A 21,434-nucleotide genomic window follows, 5' to 3' on the forward strand; every position below is an offset into this window, starting at 1 on the left:
CTTTTGTTTCGGAGAGGTGATGCAACGCGGCTTGCTCGAAGCCTGGCGGTATTCGAGAGAAGTCCGATGACGAACCTCGCCGCCTTCATCGGTGCTGCGCTCGCCGAGATCGCAGGCTGCTTCGCCTTTTGGGCCTGGGCGCGGATGAATGCCTCCGTGCTCTGGCTTCTGCCCGGCCTCGCGTCGCTGATCGCCTTCGCGAGTTTACTCACCCTCGCCGACACCACCGCGGCCGGGCGGGCCTACGCGGCCTATGGCGGGATTTATGTAGTCGCCTCGCTGATCTGGCTGCGCTTCGTCGAGGGCGTCGATCCGGACCGCTGGGACGTCTCAGGCGCCGCGCTCTGCCTCGCCGGGATGGCAGTGATCCTCTACGGCCCCCGGGGGGCCTGACCGACATGCTGGTTGCGCCCAGCACCGAGGCCGCAGAGCGCTGCGCCGAGCGCCACACTGGCGAAGAGCAGCGTCGGCAAGCCCCACCCGCCGCTGATCTCGTGGGCGAGCCCGAAGCCGAACGGGCCGAGCGAGGCGAGCGTGTAGCCGAAGCCCTGCGCCATGGCGGAGAGCGCGCCGGCACTCGCCGCATCGCGTGCCCTGAGCACGATCACCGTCAGGCCCAATCCGAAGCAGCCGCCCAGGGCGAAGCCCTGCACGATCGCCGCCGGCAACATGCCTCTCGCCGGTCCGAAACCCAACGCCGCGAAGACTGAGACCGTCACGAACAGGCTGCCGACGATCCAGCCCCGCTGATCGCTCGCACCGGCCGCCAGTGTCGGCACCACGAGAGCGCCCGGCGCTTGCGCGAAGGCCGATAACGCGGTGAGATAACCGGCCTCGACGGGATCGAGACCCCGCCCCTGCAGCATCGCGGGTAGCCAACCGAACTGGATGTAGGCCAGTGAGGACTGCAAGCCCATGAAGCCGGCCACCTGCCAGGCGAGCGGTTCCTGCCAGAGCCGGAGCGTGGGCCGGGCACTCGGGACGGCCGCCGCTGCAGGGCGTGGGCGCGCGAACGGAATCCAGGCAACCACTGCAATGAGCGCCGGCAGCGCCCAGAAGGCGAGTGCGGCGGCCCAGCCCTGGCCGAGCCAGTGCTCCAACGGGACGGTCAACCCAGCCGCAGCGCCTGCGCCGATGCAGAGCGCCATGGTATAAAGCCCGGTGGCCCGGCCGGCCCGGCGAGAGAAGTCGCGCTTCACGAGTGCCGGCAGCAGGACGCCCGAGAGGCCGATTCCAAGCCCCGACAACGCCGCTCCGGCGAACAAGGCAGGTAGGCCGCCGAGCCCGCGGAGCAACAGGCCTGCAAGGACTGCGACGAGCCCCGCCAGGATGCCCGCATCGACGCCGAGCCGTCGGATCGCCGGCGGCCCGAACGCGCCGCCGATGCCGAGGCAGAGCACCGGCAGCGTAGTGAGCGCGGTCGCCGTGGTGGCGCTGCATCCGGTCTCGGCGACGATCTGCGTCAGCAGGGGCCCGACGCTCGTCAGCGCCGGCCGCAGGTTGAATGCCACCAGCGTCACCGCGAGACCAACGAGAAGCGGGTTGTGAGGTCTTGCGTCCGTCCTCGTGGTCATGCTGCACCTTGGGCGTCACGCCGACGGCCGGCGAACGCGATGAGGACGGCGCAAAGCAGCATCGCTGCGAAGGGTACGTCGCCCAGGTGCGCATAGACGGTGCGACCAGGGATGCGCGCGGGCAGTTCCGCATCGAGCACGCCTTCCTGGCCGAGAGGCAGCGCGGCGACGATACGCCCATGCGCGTCGACCACGGCTGAGATGCCGCTGTTGGCGTCGCGCACCAGCGGCAGGCCCTCCTCGACGGCGCGCAGCCGCGCCTGGGCGAAGTGCTGATGCGGGCCCGGCGTGTCTCCAAACCAGGCGTCGTTGGTCAGATTCAGAATCAGGCCGGGCACGACGGCTGCGGCATCTGCAGCGTCGGCCGGCACGATGGCTCCGGGAAAGATCGACTCGTAGCAGATCGTCGCCGCCACCGGCGGCAGGCCCGGGATGGGGAGGATGCGCTGGCCCGCGCGCGAGCCCGGGGTGAAGCCGCCCGGCACCGAGACGAATTGCCGGAGTCCCAGCGCCCTGAGGATCGCGTCAAACGGGCCCGGCAGGTACTCGCCGAAGGGCACCAGATGCACCTTGTCGTAGGTCTGGCCGAGTGTGCCGCCATGCTCGATCGTCAGGATCGAGTTGAAGAACACTGCGTGTTCGCGGGTGAGCGGCTCCTGTGCCCGCGCCGCGCCGGTGATGAGATGCTTGTCCTTGGGCAGCACCGCACCGATGCGTCCGAGGGTCTGGGGGTCGCGCTGGATCAGGAAGGGAAAGGCGGATTCCGGCCAGACGATGTGGGTGACGTCGGCAATGCCGCTGCGCTCCGGCGATGTCGCCCGGTCGCTGAGCTCGAGATATTTGTCGACGACGCTGTCGCGGGCCTCGGGCCCGAATTTCTCGTCCTGCTGGATATTCGGCTGGATCAGGCGCAGCCGCACGCCGGCGATGGTCGCATCGGGCCCGCTCGGGACGCGCCAGGCTCCGAACAGCGCGAGCACAGCCAGCACCAACCCGCCCGCGACGACGGGGCCGAACCGCGCGCGTGGGCTGGCGCCGGTGACAAGTGCTGCGGGAGCGGCCGCGATCGGCACGACGATCAGGCTGAGGCCATAGAGCCCCACGAGTGAGGCGCCCTGCATCAGCCAGAGATTGCCGCCGAGCGCCATGCCGACGTTGTTCCAGGGAAAGCCGGTAAACAGATGCCCGCGCAGCCATTCGCTGCCAGCAAGACCAAAGGCCAGCGCGAAAAGTCGCCCGATCCCACGCGACCAGACCAGTCGGGCCGCAGCAAAGCCGAGGGCATAGAACACGGCGAGCACCGCCGGCAGCCCGACTACGCCGAGTGGCATCGCCCAGGCGAACTGGTCGGCCTCCACCAGAAAGGCTGCGCCGAGCCACCACAGGCCGGCGACGAAGTAGCCGAAGCCCCAGGCCCAGCCGATCAGGGCGCAATCCCGGAGCGTGCACCAGCCGCGGGGACCGGCACTCGCGCCATCGATGAGCCAGACCGCCACGGTGAGCGACAGGGCCAAAGCCGGCAGCATGCCGTAGGGCGGCATCGCCAGCGCGCCAATTGCGCCCGCTGCGACCGCGAGCCCGAACCTGGTCCAACCATGGCTCAGGATGATGCGATGGGCGATCGACTCGAGCCAGCCGACGATGGGCAGCCCAATATGTGCGTCGCTGTTGCGCGCGAGGGTCATGCGGTGAGGATCATCGGGCAGCCGGGTGCGGATGGCAGGCTTTACATGAATTCCGCGTTCCAGCGGCGCCTCCCCATGAGGTGGACCGAAAACGGCAAGCCCTCCGCTATCGCACGGGCTCGCCGATAATCAACGCCCGGCCGCCTGGGCCTGCGGCGGCAGGTCCTTCGTTGGCGCTGGCAGTGCCAGCGGGACCACCTGCCCAATCCGGCTAGGGCCTCGCTGCAGGCGCAGCCGCTTCACGCGGCGCGGGTCGGCGTCGAGCACCTCGAATTCGAGCTCGCTCGGGCCGGCGATGATCTCGCCGCGCGAGGGCACGCGGCCGGCCAGCGTCACGATGAGGCCGCCGATCGTGTCGATCTCCTCCGCCATCTCGCCGGCCGAGGCCACGAGATCGACGCCGGTGGCCTCCGAGACCTCCGCGAGGCCGGCGCGGGCATCCGCGACGTAGGCGTCGGTCTCGCCCTCGACGCGGTTAATGAGTTGACCCTCAGCTACGTCGTGCTCGTCCTCGATGTCGCCGAGCACCACTTCGATCAAATCCTCGATGGAGATCAGCCCGTCGGTGCCGCCATACTCGTCGATCACCAGCGCCATGTGAGTGCGGGTCGCCTGCATCCGCACGAGCAGGTCGATGGCCGGCATGGATGGTGGCACGAACAGGACCGGGCGCTGGATGCGGGTCGAGGCCAGCGTCACCGAGAGGTCGACCTTGCCGAGATCGAGCTCGCGGACGGCGCGGGCCGGCAGCCGGCGCACGCGGGCGGGCTTGTTCTCCTCGTTGGTGGCCGTTGCGCCTGAGTTCGCTGGCGCGCGACGGGGCGACGCCTCAGCCTTGCTGGCGAAGTATTCGACAAAATCGCGGATGTGGACCATGCCGCGCGGGTCGTCGAGCGTCTCGCCGTAGACGGGCAAACGTGAATGGCCGGCGGTGCGGAACAGCTTGAGCAGATCGCCGAGACTGCTTTCGACGGGCACGGCGACGATGTCGGCGCGGGGCACCATCACGTCGTCAACGCGCACCTTGTGAAGACCCAGCACGTTTTTGAGCATCGCCCGCTCCAGCGGGGAGAACGAGTCCTCGCCCGTGTCGGGCTCGGCCAGCGCATCCTCGATGCCGGTGCGCAGGCTGTCGCGTGAGCGCAGGTTGAACACATTGAGCAGGCGATCGTACCAAGCCTCGCGGGGCTGGGGGTCGGCATCTGCATGGGGCGCGGCCAGGGCCGCGCCGCGACTTCGGTCGTTGGTCATGTCTCTCTTGAATGTCCGAGGCGGAAGTGCCGGGGTCGAGGCGGGTCAGTCGGCGTAAGGGTCCGGGATGCCCAACGTCGCGAGGGCCGCGACTTCGATGGCTTCCATCGCGTCGGCCTCGGCCTCGCCGGTCTCGTGATCCTGCCCGAGCAGGTGAAGAGTGCCATGGACGAGGAGATGCGCGAGATGGTGGCTGAACGGCTTCGACTGCTCCACACTCTCGCGCAGCACCGTGTCATAAGCAAGAACCACGTCGCCGAGCGGCTCCGGCTCGCCCGGCGGCATGGGCTGGTCCGCGGCCGGAAACGAGAGCACGTTGGTAGGCTTGTCCTTGTCGCGCCAGGTCCGGTTGAGGTCCTGCACGGTCGCGTCGTCGGCGAGCAGGATGCTCACCGAGACGGGCCCAGCTTGCGAATCGGGCAAGGCCGAGAGGCCCGCTGCGACGGCGCGCTCGACCAAGGCCTCGAGCTCCGGCACGGCCGTTTCCCAGCGCGCATCCTCAATGGCGATGTCGATCTCGGGATGGCTCACGGGCGAGGCTGGTCCGACGGGGCAAGTAGCGCTGTTAGCGGGCGGGCACCCCGTCCGGCAACCGGGGCCGGGACAAGGCTGCTCCGCAGCGCAGTCTAGTGCCGCTCCATGAAACGGTTGGACGGAAGCCGGTAGAGCATCCGCACCAGCGTCTCGCTCTTCGCCCGCTTCAGCCGCCAGCGAAGCGAGGTTTCGACCTTGATCGAGCGGGCGTCGAGGCTCACGCGCAGCGCCGAGCGGTCGCGCGCCTGCTTCACGGGGTCGGCATAGAAGCTCGCGAGTTTCTCGGCCCCCATTCCCAGAGTCTCGAACCAGCGTGGCAGGTGAAAGTGGCGCAGCCGGTCGACGTCGGTGAGCGCCTTGTCGATACCAGTTCCGGTGATCGGGCAACTCGTCGCGAAGGCGTCGCCTACCACCACGAAGCCGTCCCGCTCGTGCTCCCGCACGCGGTACAGGTCGATCGCGCGCAGCACCACGGGCCCATTTACGCGAACCTCGCCGAAGGTTTCTTCCAGCCGCGGCATCAAGGCGCGCAGCGTGGCATTGGGGCTGAGCCGGAAATCCTGCACCCAGGCCTCCGAGGGCGTCCGGTAAACGTAGAGGTTGGCGCGCATCGTGTCGCCGACCGGGAACAGCGTCAGGTAAGAGACGCGGTCACCGAACCGCTCGCCCGTCCAAACCAGCGAGGGAAACGGAAACTCGCTCGGCACGCGCGTCAAGGTGAACCCTGCCGCCAGCGTGTGCGCAGGGCTCACCATCTCCTTGCGGAGGCCGAGGACGCGGCGCACTTCCTCGCCGAGGCCGGTGGCGACGACGAGAAGCCGCGCGGTCAGCGATTGACCATCGCGCAGCCTGACCGTTTGCCGACTCGGGCCGGTCTCGATGGCGTCCGTACGCCCGACCACGAGCTGAACAGTGGGCGGCAGGGCAGCGCGCAGGGCATCAACCAAGCGTCCATAATCGCAGCCGTATTCCCGCCGCGCACTGCGGGCAGCGATCCGACCGAAGCGGTGCAGCCAGACACCGTCGAACGCGGTCGCCGCAGCTCGCCCCGCCTCTCCGAGTCCCATCCGGTCGCGAAGCCGCATCTGCGGCTCGCCGAGCTTCTCCGCGCGGAACTCCGGGGGGTGGCGCTCGTGCTGGGCGATCAGGACGACACGCCGACCCTGGCGAGCCAGAGCCGAGGCAGCGGCGCTGCCAGCAATGCCGGCGCCGAGCATGATCACCTCGGTCTCGCCGCTCGCGGCCTCCGTCGATCGTGCGGATTGACTAGGTTCCAATCTCAGGATGTCTTGCGCCCCCATGACGCCTCCAGCCCGTCGGACGCAACCGCATGCGACGGCAATCTCCCCACCCGGTCAAACGATAGTTGCCGCGCTGCGACAAGATGTGAATCTGCGTAGCTCTCTCGTCCCGGAGACCCTAGACTCTTGATCCGCTCCGTCCCGCTACGGCTGGCCGCCCTGCGACGGCACCTGCCGTTGGGGCTGTCCTACATCGCATCCAGCGGCAGCCTCGTGGCGGCGAGCGCGGCTCAGCTCGTCACCTTCGCAATCCTGGCCCGTGCACTCGGGTCCAGCGAGTTCGGCCGGTTCGTGCAGCTTGCCGCGCTTACCAACGTCGCCGTGCATGTCTGCGGCATCGGCGCTTCCGACTGCCTGCTGCGCCGGGTCTCCCAGAACCGAGCCATGTACCCGGCCATGCTGGGCCACAACCTCATTCTCACCGGAGCGACGGGCGTGCTGCTCGTCGCGCTAGGCCTCGTGGCCGTGCCCTACTGGATCACGATCAGCCCAGATCCAGCGACCAATTTAGGCGCGACGGCACTCTTCCTGGTCACGAACATCGTGCTGGTGCGGCTCATTCTGCTGGCCGAGCTGATTTTCCTCGGCCATTCGCGCTTCGCCTCGGCCAACCGCGCTGTCGTCGGCTACGCTGTGGCGCGAACCTTGACGGCGATCGTCGCCTGTCTGGTCTTTTCGACGGCGAGCCTCGCACAATGGGCAGCCTGGCAATTCGCCGGAAACCTCCTAGTGGTTGTCGCCTATGCGTGGTGGCTGCGCCGTCTTGGCCGGCCACGCCTCGCCATCGTGCGCGAGGAGATCCGACTGGGCCTTTATTTCTGCTCGCAATTCGTTGCGCGCTCGGTGCGGCAGAACGCCGACCTGTTTATGCTCGGCCTGGTGGCCTCGATCGAGGTGGTTGGCAGCTACGGCGTCGCCCGCCGCATTCTGGACAGCAGCTACCTGACGATCGACGCGCTGAACCGCATCGCTTTTCCCCGTTTTGCAAAAACCAGCCTCGACGGCATCCACGCCACGATGCCGGGCGCTCGGCGGCTGCTGCCCCTCGCACTGGCGCTTGGCCTCGCGACCTCGGCCGGGCTCTTCGTGATCTCCGGCTACCTGCCCCTGATCTTTGGGCGGGACTACACGTCGCTCACGCGCTTCGTCGGCATCCTCGCTTGGCTGCCGCTCTTCATCGCCGCCTCCTCGGTGGCCATGGACGTGCTCGGCGCCTCGAGCCATCAGGCAGAGCGTGCGGTGATCGTCAATGCAACCAATCTCGGCGGCTCGTTGCTGATCGCATGGTGGTCGTGGTGGCTGCCTCCGAATGGCACGCTCGCCGCTCTCTACGTCATCGAAGCCTGTACGGTCGCCGCCGCCTGGCTGATCCTATTTAGGCTCGTGCGCCGAAGCGCGACTCGGAAGATGCAACCGGCTTGAACCTGCCGGTGGTCGGCCAGCGCTTGAGGGATCGGACGAGCTTACGGCTCGCCGAGGGTCGCCAAGACCTCGTCCATCAGAGGGCGCGCCGCGGTATCAGGCTGCGTGCAGGCGTGCTGAAGGGTGCGCAATGTGTCGGGCACAGCAGGACAGAGGTCGAGGAGTTCACCGAGCAGGAGCCCCCAAGCCCGTACCTCGACCCTCTCGTAGCAACGGTCGACCTCGCTACTTGGAAGCAACGAGGCCGCACCAAAATCGCTGAGGACACATTCGCCGCTCGTACCATCCCAGATCAGGTTGTGCGCGTAGAGATCACCATGCAGCAGACCGCGTGTGTGTAGGTGCGCGGCGGCAGAGGCAGCGGCGCGGGCAAGGCGCAGGGCCACCTCGGCTTCGATCCGCATGGCGGGATCGTAGACGTCGCGGCTGCAACTCGACAGGCTCGGCGGCCCGGCCAGCGCGCGCCAGTGCGACGGCAACAGGCGCATTGCCAACCCTTCCGCGCCCTCAGGATGTCCCGTCAGCCGGCCGAGGCCGCTCGTGAGGTTCGGATGCGCGCCGGCCGCGAGGCAAGCCGCCATCTCGCGATCGGGCAACCCGTCGCTGGTCATGGCGCCCTTGAACAATTTGAGCGCAATGGGGCGGATCTCACCCTCCGTGCGCCAGGAGGCCCGGTGCGTGATGCCGGACGCGCCCTCCCCCAGCCGCTCACCGAGGGTTAGGTCGCGCCATGCCACGGAGGCGACGCCTGCGAGTGGCATCTCGCGCTCCAGCGGATTGCCGGCATAGGACAGCCAGGCGAGGCTGGGCAGCGTTACAAGCCACGGGGGCAGCGCCTCGAAGCGGTTAGCGGCAAGCCGGATCAGCTCGAGCCTCTTCGCGGCGGCCAACCCCTCCGGCAGCGTGCGAAGCCGGTTGCCGGCGAGTAGCAACTTCTGGAGATGCGGTCGTTCGCCAAGGGCGTCGGGCAGGATCTCGATGGCGTTGTCGGTCAGCGTCAGCCAGCGCAGGGTCGCCGGCAGTGCCTCGCTTGGGACTTCGCGCAGGCCGGCATTGCGCATGCCGATCTGGCTCAGGGACGGGCAATTGCCCAGCGCCGGCGGCATCCGTTCAAAGCGGTTGCCGGACAGGAACAGCACGCGCAGCTTCGTCAGCCTGCCGATCTCGGCGGGTAGGCTCGTGAGGCTGCCGCCGCTAATATCGAGCACCTCGAGACTGTCGGCGAGCCCGAAGATTTCCGTCGGAAACTCGGTGAGACCGCCCACCAGGGAGAGCTCGCTCGCTCCTGCGAGATCGCCGCGGCGAAGTGCCGTCAGCCTATCGGCCAGGGTAGCGCGCATGGGGCCGCTATGCCAGTGGGCGTCGCCGCAGATTGGGATTGCGATCGGCTTCCGCCTCGCCGTGGCTCGCCGCTTCGTAGGCCGTGACGATCCGCCGGACGAGATCGTGGCGGACCACATCGATGTCGCGGAACCGCACGCGGCCGATGCCCTCAACGCCGTCGAGCACGTTCACCGCCTCGACGAGCCCGGATTTCTGGCCCGGCGGGAGGTCGATCTGGCTCGGATCGCCGGTCACGATCATCCGCGAGTTCTCACCGAGCCGGGTAAGGAACATCTTCATCTGCATAGAGGTGGTGTTCTGCGCTTCGTCGAGCAGCACCACCGCATTGGTGAGCGTGCGCCCGCGCATGAAGGCAAGCGGCGCGATCTCGATGATGCCGGTCTGCAAGCCACGGTCGACGTGGCGCGCCTCCATGAAGTCGTACAGCGCATCGTAGATCGGCCGCAGATACGGATCGACCTTTTCGCGCATGTCGCCCGGCAGAAAGCCGAGGCGCTCGCCCGCTTCCACCGCAGGCCGCGAGAGAATCAGGCGCTCGGCGTGGCCCTGCTCCAGAAGCGAGACCGCGTGACCGACCGCGAGCCAGGTTTTACCGGTGCCAGCAGGGCCTTCGGCGAAGACGAGTTCCTTGGTGCGCAGCAGCTTGATGTAGTCGCTCTGAGCGGCGTTGCGGGCGCGCACGGCGCCGCGGCGGCGAGTGGCGATCTGCTCAAAATGTTCGCGATCGGGCTCGGCTGCAATCTCGGCCGAGGGAAACAGGTTGCCCTGGACGGTGACCTCCTGGATCACCCCGTCGACGTCGCCCAGCGTCACCGTCGTGTCGCCGTTGCGGACGCGGCCATAGAGCCGCTCGAAGACCCGCCGGCCCTTCTCGGCGGCGTCCGGCGTGCCCTTGATGACGAGATGGTTGCCGAGCGCCGTCGCCTTCACATCGATGCGCCGCTCGATATGGGCGACGTTCTGATCGTACTGACCGAAGACGAGGCTCGCGAGCCGGTTATCCTCGAAGGTCAGCGAGACCTCCACGGTCTCGGCGAGGCCGCCTTGCGCGGCCGGCCCTCTCCCCTTCAGGGTGCGCCCGGCGGCGTCATTCGGCACTGGCGAGATCCTTCTGCAATCAGGCGGCTACCGCGTCAGGCAGCAACTCGCCGAACAAGCTGTTCGATCCGCTGCGCGTGATCCGCACGGTCAGCAGCGTGCCGATGGTCGAAGCCGGCGCCTCGATCTGCACCATCAGCAGATGCGGCGTCTTGCCGGCGACCTGTCCCGGATGGCGTCCGGCCTTCTCCACCAGCACCTCGACGGTCTCGCAGACCATGCTCTCGTTGAAGGCGTGGCGCTGCCCGTCGAGCAATTGCTGGAGCCGGGCGAGGCGCTCGGATTTTACGCTCTCGGGGATCGCGTCCTCGCGATCGGCAGCAGGCGTGCCGGCGCGGGGGCTGTACTTGAACGAGAAAGCGCTTGCGAAACCGATGTCCGCGACGAGCCGCATAGTCTCCTCGAATTCCGCATCGGTCTCCCCGGGAAATCCGACGATGAAGTCCGAGGACAGGGCTATATCGGGCCGCGCGTCACGCACGCGTTCGATCAGCCGGCGGTAAGCATCGGCCGTATGCTTGCGGTTCATCGCCTGCAGCACCCGGGTCGAACCCGACTGCACCGGGAGGTGCAGGTAGGGCATCACCAAGGGATTGGCGCCGTGGGCGGCGATCAGATCGTCGCCCATGTCGTTGGGGTGGCTCGTAGTGTAGCGCAGCCGTGCCAGTCCCGGCAGGTCGGAGAGCGCTCGCATCAGGTCGGCGAGCGAGGCGGTGCCGCCGCCCAGCGCCTCGCCGTGATAGGCATTCACGTTCTGGCCGATCAGCGTGATCTCGCGGACGCCGTCAGCGAGCATCGCCTCGGCCTCGGCGCGGATGGCTGCGACAGGGCGCGAGACCTCGGCACCACGGGTGTAAGGCACCACGCAGAAGGCGCAGAACTTGTCGCAGCCCTCCTGGATGGTCAGGAAGCCGGTGACACCTCGGTTGCGGCGTGCCGGCAGCTTCGCGAACTTGTCCTCGATCGGAAACTCGGTGTCGACGACGCGGCGGCTCTTCGATTCCGACAGCAGCTCCGGCAGCCGGTGATAGCTCTGCGGGCCGACCACCACGTCAACGGCCGGCGTGCGGGCCAGGATTTCGCGCCCCTCGGCCTGCGCGACGCAGCCCGCCACCACGATTCGCGTATCGAGGCCTGCCTGAGCGCGTTCAGCCTTGAGCACACGCAGGCGTCCGACCTCGGAAAAAACCTTCTCGGCAGCCTTTTCGCGGATGTGGCAGGTGTTGAGGACGACGACATCCGCCTCCTCCACTGTCTCCGTCGCAGCATAGCCCTCAGCCGCGAGCAGGTCCGCCATGCGCCCCGCGTCGTAGGCGTTCATCTGGCAGCCGTAGGATTTGACGAAGGCTTTCTTCAAAGTGGCCCGGCCGTGTTCATGTTCTGCGCCGTCGGCTCCGCCGACGGCCGTTCCAAGGGATCGGAGGCGGCCTTAGCACGGTTTCAGGCGCACGTCGCCGAGGCCGAACCCAGGAGACCATCATCCCGGACCTGACGAAAGACCCCGACTTCTTCGCGCTCCTGGCCGGCAGCTATCAGCGCCTCATCGGCCGGCCACTGCTGCCGGAGGGGGCGGATGCAAGATGGGCCTACGAGCAGGCCCCATTCGCGCTCCTGGCTCACGACACCGATGCCGATCCGCGTTTCGTCTACGCCAACCGCACGGCGCAGGAGAGTTTCGGCTACGCGCTGGACGAGATGATCGGCATGCCTTCGCGGCTCTCGGCAGAGGCGCCTGATCGCGCCGAGCGCGACCGCCTCTTGGCGGCTGTTGCGCGTGATGGCTACGTCGCCGGCTATTCTGGGATCCGCATCGCGAAGTCGGGTCGGCGTTTCCCTATTGTCGATGTCGTGGTGTGGCAGTTGATCGACGAGGCAGGTGTCACGCACGGACAGGCGGCAACCTATCGGCTGCCGAAGGACTGATCGGCTCAGACGGCATCCGAACAGCTCCGTCTGCATGAGCAGATCCCCTCTCCCCGCATGCGGGGAGAGGGGTTAAACCGCTGCGATGCCCGGCGCGGAGACATCGGCGCCCTCGCGGCCGGTCTGGCGGTCGGTGGCTTCCGCGGCGCGGGCACCCTGCACCCCTGTCACGCGGCCAGCGAGCGCATCGCGCAGTGATTGCCTGACCGCCGCCTCGGCCTGCGCGGTCGCTACCTTGCGGTCGGTACCGGGCTCGAAAGCGATCGGGGCGCCCCAGACCACGTGCAGGTCGATTGGGCCGCGTCGCGCGAAGAGATCAAGATGAGGAGCGAGTTCCATGTCGCCATACCAGGCGATTTCGGGGCGCTCCACACGGGTCAGCGGCAATCCGCTGCGCCCGGTATAGGCGAGCGCCACGGGCTGCAGCCGAATGCGGGCGAGGCCTCCCGTGCCGTCGGTGAGTGCCTCCCGGGCGGCGCCGACGAGCGAGGAACGGAAGGGCAGCAGGCGCAGGCCGTCGCCAGTGGTGCCCTCGGCAAATAGCACGACGAGTTCGCCCGCGGCGAGGCGCTCGCCGATCATCGAGTTTACGGTGGCGGTGGCCCCACGTCGGGCGCGATCGATGAACACCGTACGCTGCAGACGCGCGAGCGTACCGATTACCGGCCAGCCGGCGATCTCCGATTTCGCGACGAAGGAGAGCGGTCGCAGACCGCCGAGCACGATGATGTCGAGCCAGGAGACGTGGTTGGCGAGCACCAGCGCCCCCTCCCCCGCCCTCGGCGGCGTGCCGCTCTGGATCACCCGCACCGAGAACAGGCGGAGGAAGACGCGGTGCAGCAGCATTGGCAGCCGGCCAGCGAGGCCCCCACGCCCGTAACGCAGGCTCAGCACGTGCGGGCCCACGATGAGCCCGAAAAACAGCGCATAGAGCACCAGCCGCGCAGCCGTCGCGATGCGAGTCATGACATGCATCGGGGCGCGACCCCGGTGTCGACTCTCACGCGAGCGTCGCGCGCATGGTGAGCGCCGTGGCGCGGCTGCCGTCGGGGCGCGGATAATAGCCGGTGCGCTCGCCGGTTTTGATGAAGCCGTGGCGCGCGTAGAGCCGTAGGGCCGGATCGTTGCCCTCGTCCACCTCGAGATGGACGCTGCGCACGCCCGCAAAGCTCAGCGCGGCGAGGTGTTCGCGCAGCAGTCGGTGGCTGTGGCCGCCGCCACGCAGCGACGGTGAGATCACGATGGTCAGGATCTCGGCCTCGTCCTCAACCTTGCGCGACAGGGCGAAGCCGTGGACGCTGTTTCCGCGCCAGAGGCCGTGCGCCTCGGTGGAGCGTTCGCAGAGCATGCGCTCGAATTCATGAGCGTCCCAGGGACGGGCGAAGGCGGTGGCGTGAAGGCGCGAAAGCGTCGAGGCCTGCCCCGGATCGCGCAGGGGAGCAATGTAGGGTGTGGAGCCCCAGGCGTCCCACCAGGCGGACCACCAATCGAGAGCCCAGAAGGGAGACAGGCCGCGCGTCATCGAAGCGCAATCCTCGCATGCTCCTGGGGTTGGGCATCGGCGCCGCGGAGGTAGAGCGGCCTCGGCAGCGCCTGTTCGGGATCGGCGACAAGGCCGAGTTGGGCGACCCAGCCAATCTGCGGCACGCCGGTCTCGGCGACCGTGACGGCGACACCGCGATCCTGTGCGGCGGCCGCAAGTGCCTGCGCCCCCGAGCCGACCAGGGTGATTCGGTCACCGGCGATACGCTCCAGAGCCTCTTCGACGGAGAGCCGAACGGGCGGCACGGCGACACCGGCCGTGGCGCTGATCGCCTGCAGGTAGACCGCGCCGTGGCGCGCATCGATGGCGGCGACCACGAGGCCTTCGGTCTGCAGAGCAAGCTGCGGCGCGAGCAGGGCCGACAGCGTCGTCACTCCGACCACGGGAATCTTAGCGGCAAGGCCAATGGCGCGCGCAGCCGAGAGGCCAACCCGCAGACCGGTATAGCTGCCAGGGCCGACCGTGACGGCGACACGGTCGAGGCTCTCGAAGCCACCTTCGACCCGCGCCATCACGCGCTCGACCAGCGGCAGCAGCGCTTCGGCATGGCCGCGCGCGAGCGTCATCGACTCTTCGCCGAGCAACGCTTCGCTCTCGTCGGTGGCGACGCAGGCGGAACAGGCGTCGAGCGCCGTATCGATGGCGAGGATGCGCACACTCTCTCCGTAGCAGGTGGCGGTGCTCGCGTTCATCGCCACTCTGGCACCACGTTTAAGACAAGAACGGCCGCCCCGTCAGCGCGAGGTGGTCGATTTCAGGTGCATTGCCGGGCGGGTGTTGCCAGTCTGCCCGATAAAGACCGAGGCTCACAGCGCTCCGCAAGCGTGTCTGCGCGCAGCCGCCCGCGCTGTGGGCCGCCTTCGAGGCCATGGCCATGGCCTCGAAGACCACTGAACAGAAAGATTAAATCGCCTGGACTTCGCGCACGCTCGGCAGGAAGTGGCGGAACAGGTTCTGCACACCCTGGCGTAAGGTCGCGGTGGAGGACGGGCAGCCTGAACAGGCGCCCTTCATCTCCAGATAGACCACGCCTTCCTTGTAGCCGCGGAAGGTGATGTCGCCGCCGTCGCTTGCCACGGCCGGGCGCACACGGGTCTCCAGTAGGTCCTTGATGGTGACGACGATGTCGTGGTCAGCCTCCTCGTAGAACTCTTCGGAGCTGCCCTCTTCGAGCACCACGCCTTCGGATAGAATCGGAGCGCCGGACTGGAAATGCTCCATGATTGCGCCGAGCACGGCCGGCTTCACCTGTGCCCACTCACTCACGCCCTCAGCCTTCGTCACCGAGATGAAGTCGTGACCGAAATAAACGCCTGAGACGCCGGGCACCTCGAACAGCGCCTTGGCCAGCGGCGAGCGGGCGGCGCCCTCCTTATCCTTGGCCTCGAAGGTCGATTCGGGCAGCACGACGCGTCCGGGCAGGAACTTCAGCGTGGCAGGGTTCGGCGTGGCTTCGGTCTGGATAAACATGGCTGCTGGAAATCCTCGTCCACTGGCGCCGGTTCAAGGCCGGCCGGGAACGGCGCCGGACTGGCCCGTCGCCGCTATCCATGTGGACCCGAATGGTGATTTTCTCAACATGGGAGGGTGGGACGCGCGGCACACCTGCAAGGCTGAGCCGCGAACTTTTCTCAGCCTCACGACCGCGGCGTGACAAAAGCTCCGGTCTCCTGTATGGCGCACGCCAACTCACAACAGGATGCCGAAATCCTGACGCCCGCTGTCCATGAGGGATGGCGAGGCGCGACGGCCGGAGCTTTGCCATGAACATCATCCAGCAGATCGAGCAGGAAGAAGTTGCTCGCCTCGCCAAGACCATTCCCGACTTCCAGGCCGGCGACACGCTCATCGTGAACGTCAAGGTCAAGGAAGGCGAGCGCATCCGTGTGCAGGCCTATGAAGGCGTCTGCATCGCGCGCTCCGGCGGCGGCCTCAATGAGAGCTTCACCGTCCGCAAGATCTCCTACGGCGAGGGCGTCGAGCGCGTGTTCCCCGTACACGGTCCGCTGATCGACTCGATCAAGGTCGTCCGCCGCGGTAAGGTACGCCGTGCCAAGCTGTACTACCTGCGCGACCGCCGCGGTAAGTCGGCCCGTATCGTCGAGCGCACCGACCGCACGGCGAAGGCTGCCAAGACTCCTGCCGCTGCCGAGTAATTACCTCGGGCTCCGACTTGGAGCCGCTAGAATCACAAAAGCCCGCTCCGATGTCTCGGAGCGGGCTTTTTGCTGCGACCGGATGCGTGGTGCAGTTGAAAGAGGCCGACCGAAGTCAGCCCCTCAGCGCCTGAAGCACCTTCCCACCCGGGCGGCCAGTGAGCGGCATGCCTAGGCTGCGCTCGACGGCCTTGATGGCCTCACGAGTCTTCTCACCGACCTTGCCATCAGGCTCGCCGACGTCGAAGCCGCGCTGGGTCAGGCGGACCTGAAGGTCACGGCGCTCGGCGCGCGACAGCGGCGGATCGTCGGTCGGCCAGTCGGCCTGGACGCCAGGACGGCCGCGGAGGCGATCCGACAGCACGGCGATGGCGAGTCCGTAGGACTCGGCGGCGTTGTAGGAATAGATCGCATCGAAGTTCTTGGTCACGAGGAAAGCCGGGCCGTTGGCTCCAGCCGGTGCCAGGATGCCGACGGGGCCAGAGGCGGTCAGCGGGCTGCCATCTGCCTTCGTAACTCCCATGGCCGTCCAATGACCGACGGGATGCTTGCGGGTGCGGCCCGCAGCAGCGGTGTTGAAACCGCGCGGCAGTCGTACTTCGTAGCCCCAGCCCATGCCGTTCGACCATTTGGCGGCCCGCAGGAAATTCGCGGTGGAGCCGACGGCATCGGCCGTCGAATCCACCACGTCGCGGCGTCCGTCACCGTCGAGGTCGACCGCGAGGCGCTGGTAGGTCGAGGGCATGAACTGGGTCTGGCCGAAGGCACCGGCCCAGGAGCCAGTCAAGCGCGATGGCTCAATGTCGCCGCGCTCGATAATCTTCAGGGTCGCGATCAGCTCGCCGCGAAAATAGTCTCGGCGGCGGCTGCCGGAGCAGGCGAGCGTGGCGAGGGACTGCACCAGCGGCATGGTGCCGAGGTTCTTGCCAAAATTCGACTCGACGCCCCAGACGGCGGCGATGACGTGACGGTCGACGCCATAGCGGTGCTCCGCGGTGGCAAGCGCCTGTGCGTTGCGGCGCATGGCAGCTTTGCCGTCCTCGACGCGCTCGTCGTCGACAAGAGCGGCCATGTAATCCCAGATTGGCGTCTTGAACTCGGGCTGCTTCTGCGAGAGCGCGATGACCTTGTCGTCGTACGCGATGCCCCGCGTCGCGGTGCGGAAGGTCTGCGCCGAGACACCGGCTGCGGCAGCCTGGCTCTGAATGCCGGCGAGGCAGGAATCGAAATCGGCGCGAGCCGGGCTCGCCGCCAAGCCGGCGAGACAGATGAGGGCGGTAATCGTGGCGCGCGAGGTCATCGGAGCGTCTCCTGCCGGCTCTGTAGTCGCCGCACAGTCCGACGACGAACCGGAATTCGCTTCGTCGGAACGTGCGCTGGCTATCCCGCAGATTTAAGGCGCCCTGATGGTAAAGACTTCGTAACGAAGTCTTCCGCTGTTGTGCTTCAAGCCCAACCGCGCTCGGCGAGCTTCGCCTCGTAGCTGTCGATGGCCGCGTTGCGTTGAAGTGTCAGCCCGATCTCGTCGAGGCCGTTGAGCAAGCTGTGCTTGCGGGCCTCGTCGATGTCAAAATGCAGTGTGCCGCCGTCCGGTCCCTTGATGGTCTGGGCCGCGAGATCGATGGTCAGCGTCGCGTTTGAACCGCGCTCGGCATCCTGAAACAGCTTCTCGAGATCTTCAGGTGAGACGACGATCGCCAGGATGCCGTTCTTAGCGCAGTTGTTGAAGAAGATATCGGCGAAGCTCGTCGAGATCACGCAGCGGATGCCGAAATCGGCGAGCGCCCAGGGCGCATGCTCACGCGACGAGCCGCAGCCGAAATTGTCGCCCGCCACCAGGATCTTGGCCTGCCGGTAAGCCGGCTTGTTCAGGATGAAGTCTGAGTTCTCCGAGCCGTCGTCCCTGTAGCGCATTTCCGAAAAGAGCCCCTTGCCCAGCCCGGAACGCTTGATGGTCTTAAGATACTGCTTCGGGATGATGCGATCGGTGTCGACGTTGATGATCCGCATCGGGGCGGCAACGCCTTCCAGGGTAGTGAACTTTTCCATGCTCGTCGCCGTCTTGACTGTCGTGGGCTCGCGCCGCGCTGAACGGGCCTTCTAGCAGCGCGCCGGACTGGTCGGAAGCCGCACCCGGGTCATGCGCGCTTGCCGAAGATGGCCGCATTCTCTTCGTCGGTGAGGATCATTAGCCGGAAATCCGTGGCGACGAGCCACACGCCCTGCGGGGTCGGCAGCGCCCGCGAGCGTGGCGATGACCATGCACGCGCGCCAACGCACGCTAGCCGGTGTTCAAGGCGAACGTCCGTCGGGAAAATCCGTAAGTGGAGCGCTGCCCGTCATGTTTCGGTCTCACGAACGGTATTCGGAAGTGTACAGGGGTCGGCGGGATGAACACCCGCGACCGATCGAACTGCCGAGGACCGAATGTCCGACTCGTCCAACACCTTCAAGAAGGCCCCAAAGCGCAAGGGCGACAAAGGCCGCCGCGTCACGCTTTCGCCGGAGATGAAGCAGGCTTATGCCGACCTCATTACCAAGCGTGGGGAGGAAGAGGAGACGTACAAGCGCCACCTACCGCAAAACGAATCCGGAAAACGCTGAGCGTGCCGCGCGCCGATCATGGTTGCTTCACCTCATTCAGCGTGATCACCGCGCAAACAGTGCTCGCCCAGCGCACACGCGATGGGCGTGACGTGGACCAGCCTCTTCGGAGCCCCAAGGCCCGTCCGCAAAGGCTGATCGCCTCGCGGACGGGATGGGCGTCGCGACCGCTTCAGATCGCCTTCTTCGGCCCGGCCTCGATCACGTCCTCGACGGTGCGCAGACCGGCCTTCGTGGCGTTCACGAGGCAGGCCATGTTGCCCGGCGGGTGCTGGTTCTTCCACATCTTGGTGTGAGCCTCTGGGATCTTCTCCCAGGGATAGACCTCGCTCATGCACGGATCGACGCGGCGGTCGATCACGAAGCGGTTGGCAGCCGAGGCCTGCTTCAGGTGAGCGAAGTGCGAGCCCTGGATGCGCTTCTGGCGCATCCAGACGTAGCGGGCGTCAAAGGTGATGTTGTAGCCGGTGGTGCCGGCACAGAACACGACCATGCCGCCGCGCTTCACCACGAGGCAGGAAACAGGGAAGGTCGACTCGCCCGGGTGCTCGAACACCATGTCGACGTCCTTGCCCTTGCCGGTAATCTCCCAGATCGCCTTGCCAAACTTGCGGGCTTCCTTGAGCCAAGCGGTGTACTCGGGGCTGTTCACCTTGGGCATCTGGCCCCAGCAATCGAAGTCCTTGCGATTGATCACGCCCTTGGCGCCGAGGCTCATGACGTAGTCGCGCTTCGACTCGTCCGAGATCACACCGATCGCGTTAGCGCCGGACGCCGCGATGAGCTGCACCGCGAACACACCGAGGCCACCGGAAGCGCCCCAGACAAGGACGTTGTCGGAGGGCTTGAGCTGGTGCGGCGTGTGGCCGAACAGCATGCGGTAGGCAGTCGCCAGCGTCAGCGTATAGCAGGCCGCCTCTTCCCAGGTGAGGTGCTTCGGCCGCGGCATGAGCTGGCGCGACTGAACGCGGCAGAACTGCGCGAAAGAGCCGTCCGGCGTCTCGTAGCCCCAGATGCGCTGGGAGTTCGAGAACATCGGATCGCCGCCGTTGCACTCCTCGTCGTCGCCGTCGTCCTGGTTGCAGTGGATGACAACCTCGTCGCCGACCTTCCACAGCTTAACCTTGCGGCCGACCGCCCAAACGATGCCCGAGGCATCGGAGCCGCCGATATGGATGTCGCTTTTATGCGAATCCATCGGCGAGACCGGCTCGCCGAGCGAGCCCCAAACGTGATTGTAGTTGATGCCGGCCGCCATGACGTAAACGAGCACGTCGTCGTCGCCGATCTCCCAGGTCGGGACAACCTCGACCTCGTTGGCGCTCTCCGGCGGTCCATGGCGCTCCTTGCGGACCACCCAGGCGTACATGTTTTTCGGCACGTGGCCGAGCGGCGGGACCTCGCCGAGTTCGTAGAGGTCTTTCTTCTCGGTGGTCCCACCCGTCCAGGCTGGGGTCACCGCTGCGCTCGATGCCATCTTGGCACTCCTCCGGTACGACGTTTCGCGTCGCTATAGCGACGTTACTGAAGGTGTCCAAGGGGTCCTAAAGGCCAAGGATAGACGGCAATCGACGTAAGAGCGGCCTAGATGCAGACGAACGCTCAATGAATACAAAATACCTGTAATTTTCGGTCCGTTTACGGACACGAGTGGACATGACAACGTCGGCCTGCCTGCAGCTTAAGATGCTGCAGGGTCGCTGGGCCAAGCCGAACAAAATCAGTTCACAACATCCTGTGTCCCTGGTGCCCAAACGAAGGGATGACGCCGCCACCCCAATCCTTCCTCGCTGTTCAAGCCCGGCGAGTTCGTGCAAACGAGATATCTTTCGTCCCATCGCTTGCATCATCCCGTGTCGACTCCCGCCCTCGAAGATTTTCGCCGCATCGTCATCAAGGTCGGCTCGGCCCTGCTCGTCGACAGCACCCGCGGCCGGCTGCGCCATGCTTGGCTCGCAGCGCTGGCCGAGGATATCGCGGAACTCCATGCGAGCGGCGTCGATGTCGCCGTGGTTTCCTCGGGTGCCGTCGCGCTCGGGCGCACGGTGCTCGGCCTGCCGCCAGGCCTTCTGCGGCTGGAGGAGAGTCAAGCCTCGGCCGCCGTCGGGCAGATCGCGCTCGCCCGACACTGGACGGAGGCGCTCGGTCATCATGATATCGTCGCCGGCCAGATCCTGGTGACGCCGCGCGACACCGAGGAGCGCCGCCGGTACCTCAACGCCCGTGCCACGGTTCAGAAGCTGCTCGACGTGCGCGCCGTGCCCGTCGTCAACGAGAACGACACCGTCGCCACGGTCGAGATCCGCTACGGCGACAACGACCGCCTCGCCGCCCGTGTCGCCACCATGATCGGCGCCGACGTGTTGGTGCTGTTCTCCGACGTCGATGGGCTCTACACGGCCCCGCCTCATACCGACCCGAATGCTCAGCATCTGCCGGTGATTGATCGGATCACACCGGAGATCGAGGCTATGGCTGGGGGCCCAGCCTCAGAACTGTCGCGCGGCGGCATGCGCACGAAGGTCGAGGCCGCCAAGATCGCGGTGGCCGGCGGCACGCACATGGTCATCGCGGACGGGCGCGGGAAGAATCCACTGCGCGCCATCCGCGAGGGTAAGCGCTCCTCTTGGTTCCTGTCAGCCTCTACTCCGACGGCGGCTCGGAAAACGTGGATCGCCGGGGCGCTGGAGCCGAGTGGCGCGCTCGTCATCGACGACGGCGCCGCGCGTGCCTTGCAGAGCGGCGCCAGCCTGCTGCCGGTCGGCGTCACCGCCGTCGAGGGTGCTTTCGGCAAGGGAGACGCGGTGCTGATCCGCGACAAGGCAGGCCGGGTGCTGGCCCGCGGCCTCGTCTCCTTCGACAGCACCGAGGCACAGCTGATCATCGGCCGGCCAAGTCGCGAGATCGCCGAGCTGCTCGGCTATTCGGGCCGTAGCGAGATCGTCCACCGGGACGACATGGCGACCGTCGGCCCGATCGATCCGGTCTGACGCTCCGCG

Annotated in this window: 21 protein-coding genes; 6 read left to right on the top strand and 15 right to left on the bottom strand. The window is 67.0% G+C overall.

Annotated features, from left to right (window positions below):
* Nucleotides 1-66 precede the first annotated feature (66 nt).
* Nucleotides 67-393, top strand: coding sequence for a YnfA family protein (locus tag MGN01_RS18820; protein WP_147048371.1), 327 nt, complete (start codon nt 67-69; stop codon nt 391-393).
* Here MGN01_RS18820 and MGN01_RS18825 read toward each other — a convergent pair.
* From MGN01_RS18825 to MGN01_RS18845, 5 genes are all read right to left on the bottom strand, one after another.
* Complete coding sequence (locus MGN01_RS18825) at nt 372-1,574, bottom strand: MFS transporter (RefSeq protein ID WP_147048372.1); 1,203 nt, start codon at nt 1,572-1,574, stop codon at nt 372-374. The genes MGN01_RS18820 and MGN01_RS18825 overlap by 22 nt on opposite strands.
* Entirely contained in the window at nt 1,571-3,259 is a 1,689-nt protein-coding gene (lnt, locus tag MGN01_RS18830) for an apolipoprotein N-acyltransferase (protein ID WP_147048373.1), read from the bottom strand. The genes MGN01_RS18825 and lnt overlap by 4 nt, the downstream gene beginning before the upstream one ends.
* 129 nt (nt 3,260-3,388) lie before the next feature.
* Nucleotides 3,389-4,510 carry a hemolysin family protein gene (locus MGN01_RS18835; RefSeq protein WP_147048374.1) on the bottom strand — a complete coding sequence of 374 codons (1,122 nt, stop codon included), beginning with the start codon at nt 4,508-4,510 and terminating at the stop codon, nt 3,389-3,391.
* A 45-nt stretch (nt 4,511-4,555) separates the two neighbouring features.
* Nucleotides 4,556-5,041 carry an rRNA maturation RNase YbeY gene (gene ybeY, locus MGN01_RS18840; protein ID WP_147048375.1) on the bottom strand — a complete coding sequence of 162 codons (486 nt, stop codon included), beginning with the start codon at nt 5,039-5,041 and terminating at the stop codon, nt 4,556-4,558.
* A 95-nt stretch (nt 5,042-5,136) separates the two neighbouring features.
* On the bottom strand, nt 5,137-6,345 hold the full coding sequence (locus MGN01_RS18845) for an FAD-dependent oxidoreductase (protein WP_147048376.1): 1,209 nt from the start codon (nt 6,343-6,345) through the stop codon (nt 5,137-5,139).
* A 126-nt stretch (nt 6,346-6,471) separates the two neighbouring features.
* On the opposite strand from MGN01_RS18845, the gene MGN01_RS18850 reads away from it, so the two are divergent.
* On the top strand, nt 6,472-7,767 hold the full coding sequence (locus MGN01_RS18850; protein ID WP_238257862.1) for a lipopolysaccharide biosynthesis protein: 1,296 nt from the start codon (nt 6,472-6,474) through the stop codon (nt 7,765-7,767).
* Nucleotides 7,768-7,808: 41 nt separating this feature from the next.
* Here MGN01_RS18850 and MGN01_RS18855 read toward each other — a convergent pair whose 3' ends face one another.
* The 3 genes from MGN01_RS18855 to miaB are packed head-to-tail and all read right to left on the bottom strand — an operon-like array spanning nt 7,809 to nt 11,566.
* Entirely contained in the window at nt 7,809-9,107 is a 1,299-nt protein-coding gene (locus MGN01_RS18855) for a leucine-rich repeat-containing protein kinase family protein (RefSeq protein ID WP_147048377.1), read from the bottom strand.
* Between the two features lie 7 nt (nt 9,108-9,114).
* On the bottom strand, nt 9,115-10,209 hold the full coding sequence (locus MGN01_RS18860) for a PhoH family protein (protein WP_373319170.1): 1,095 nt from the start codon (nt 10,207-10,209) through the stop codon (nt 9,115-9,117).
* A 19-nt stretch (nt 10,210-10,228) separates the two neighbouring features.
* Nucleotides 10,229-11,566, bottom strand: a complete 1,338-nt coding sequence (gene miaB, locus MGN01_RS18865; RefSeq protein WP_147048379.1) for a tRNA (N6-isopentenyl adenosine(37)-C2)-methylthiotransferase MiaB — start codon at nt 11,564-11,566, stop codon at nt 10,229-10,231.
* A 122-nt stretch (nt 11,567-11,688) separates the two neighbouring features.
* On the opposite strand from miaB, the gene MGN01_RS18870 reads away from it, so the two are divergent.
* Complete coding sequence (locus MGN01_RS18870) at nt 11,689-12,132, top strand: MEKHLA domain-containing protein (protein WP_147048380.1); 444 nt, start codon at nt 11,689-11,691, stop codon at nt 12,130-12,132.
* A gap of 72 nt (nt 12,133-12,204) precedes the next feature.
* Here MGN01_RS18870 and MGN01_RS18875 read toward each other — a convergent pair whose 3' ends face one another.
* From MGN01_RS18875 to MGN01_RS18890, 4 genes are all read right to left on the bottom strand, one after another.
* Nucleotides 12,205-13,098 (bottom strand): lysophospholipid acyltransferase family protein, encoded by an 894-nt coding sequence (locus MGN01_RS18875; RefSeq protein WP_147048381.1) that lies wholly within the window; start codon nt 13,096-13,098, stop codon nt 12,205-12,207.
* 34 nt (nt 13,099-13,132) lie between these two features.
* Nucleotides 13,133-13,654: a GNAT family N-acetyltransferase gene (locus tag MGN01_RS18880; protein WP_147048382.1), complete on the bottom strand. Its 522-nt coding sequence runs from the start codon at nt 13,652-13,654 to the stop codon at nt 13,133-13,135.
* A complete protein-coding gene (gene tsaB / locus MGN01_RS18885; protein WP_147048406.1) occupies nt 13,651-14,331 on the bottom strand; it encodes a tRNA (adenosine(37)-N6)-threonylcarbamoyltransferase complex dimerization subunit type 1 TsaB in 681 nt (226 codons plus the stop codon). Before tsaB ends, MGN01_RS18880 begins: the two co-directional genes overlap by 4 nt.
* 247 nt (nt 14,332-14,578) lie before the next feature.
* On the bottom strand, nt 14,579-15,145 hold the full coding sequence (locus MGN01_RS18890) for a NifU family protein (RefSeq protein WP_147048383.1): 567 nt from the start codon (nt 15,143-15,145) through the stop codon (nt 14,579-14,581).
* A 293-nt stretch (nt 15,146-15,438) separates the two neighbouring features.
* Here MGN01_RS18890 and rplS point away from each other — a divergent pair, with 293 nt between their 5' ends.
* Complete coding sequence (gene rplS / locus MGN01_RS18895; RefSeq protein ID WP_147048384.1) at nt 15,439-15,831, top strand: 50S ribosomal protein L19; 393 nt, start codon at nt 15,439-15,441, stop codon at nt 15,829-15,831.
* Nucleotides 15,832-15,946: 115 nt separating this feature from the next.
* Here rplS and MGN01_RS18900 read toward each other — a convergent pair whose 3' ends face one another.
* Nucleotides 15,947-17,131 carry a lytic murein transglycosylase gene (locus MGN01_RS18900; protein ID WP_147048385.1) on the bottom strand — a complete coding sequence of 395 codons (1,185 nt, stop codon included), beginning with the start codon at nt 17,129-17,131 and terminating at the stop codon, nt 15,947-15,949.
* Nucleotides 17,132-17,277: 146 nt separating this feature from the next.
* Nucleotides 17,278-17,880 (bottom strand): 3-isopropylmalate dehydratase small subunit, encoded by a 603-nt coding sequence (gene leuD, locus MGN01_RS18905; protein ID WP_147048386.1) that lies wholly within the window; start codon nt 17,878-17,880, stop codon nt 17,278-17,280.
* A 378-nt stretch (nt 17,881-18,258) separates the two neighbouring features.
* Here leuD and MGN01_RS23700 point away from each other — a divergent pair, with 378 nt between their 5' ends.
* Nucleotides 18,259-18,435 (top strand): hypothetical protein, encoded by a 177-nt coding sequence (locus tag MGN01_RS23700; protein WP_170246063.1) that lies wholly within the window; start codon nt 18,259-18,261, stop codon nt 18,433-18,435.
* A gap of 172 nt (nt 18,436-18,607) precedes the next feature.
* Here MGN01_RS23700 and ccrA read toward each other — a convergent pair whose 3' ends face one another.
* Complete coding sequence (ccrA, locus tag MGN01_RS18910; protein ID WP_147048387.1) at nt 18,608-19,912, bottom strand: crotonyl-CoA carboxylase/reductase; 1,305 nt, start codon at nt 19,910-19,912, stop codon at nt 18,608-18,610.
* A gap of 376 nt (nt 19,913-20,288) precedes the next feature.
* On the opposite strand from ccrA, the gene proB reads away from it, so the two are divergent.
* A complete protein-coding gene (gene proB, locus MGN01_RS18915; RefSeq protein WP_147048388.1) occupies nt 20,289-21,425 on the top strand; it encodes a glutamate 5-kinase in 1,137 nt (378 codons plus the stop codon).
* Nucleotides 21,426-21,434 lie beyond the last annotated feature (9 nt).

The sequence above is a fragment of the Methylobacterium gnaphalii genome (assembly GCF_007992215.1).
Taxonomy (GTDB): Bacteria; Pseudomonadota; Alphaproteobacteria; order Rhizobiales; family Beijerinckiaceae; genus Methylobacterium; species Methylobacterium gnaphalii.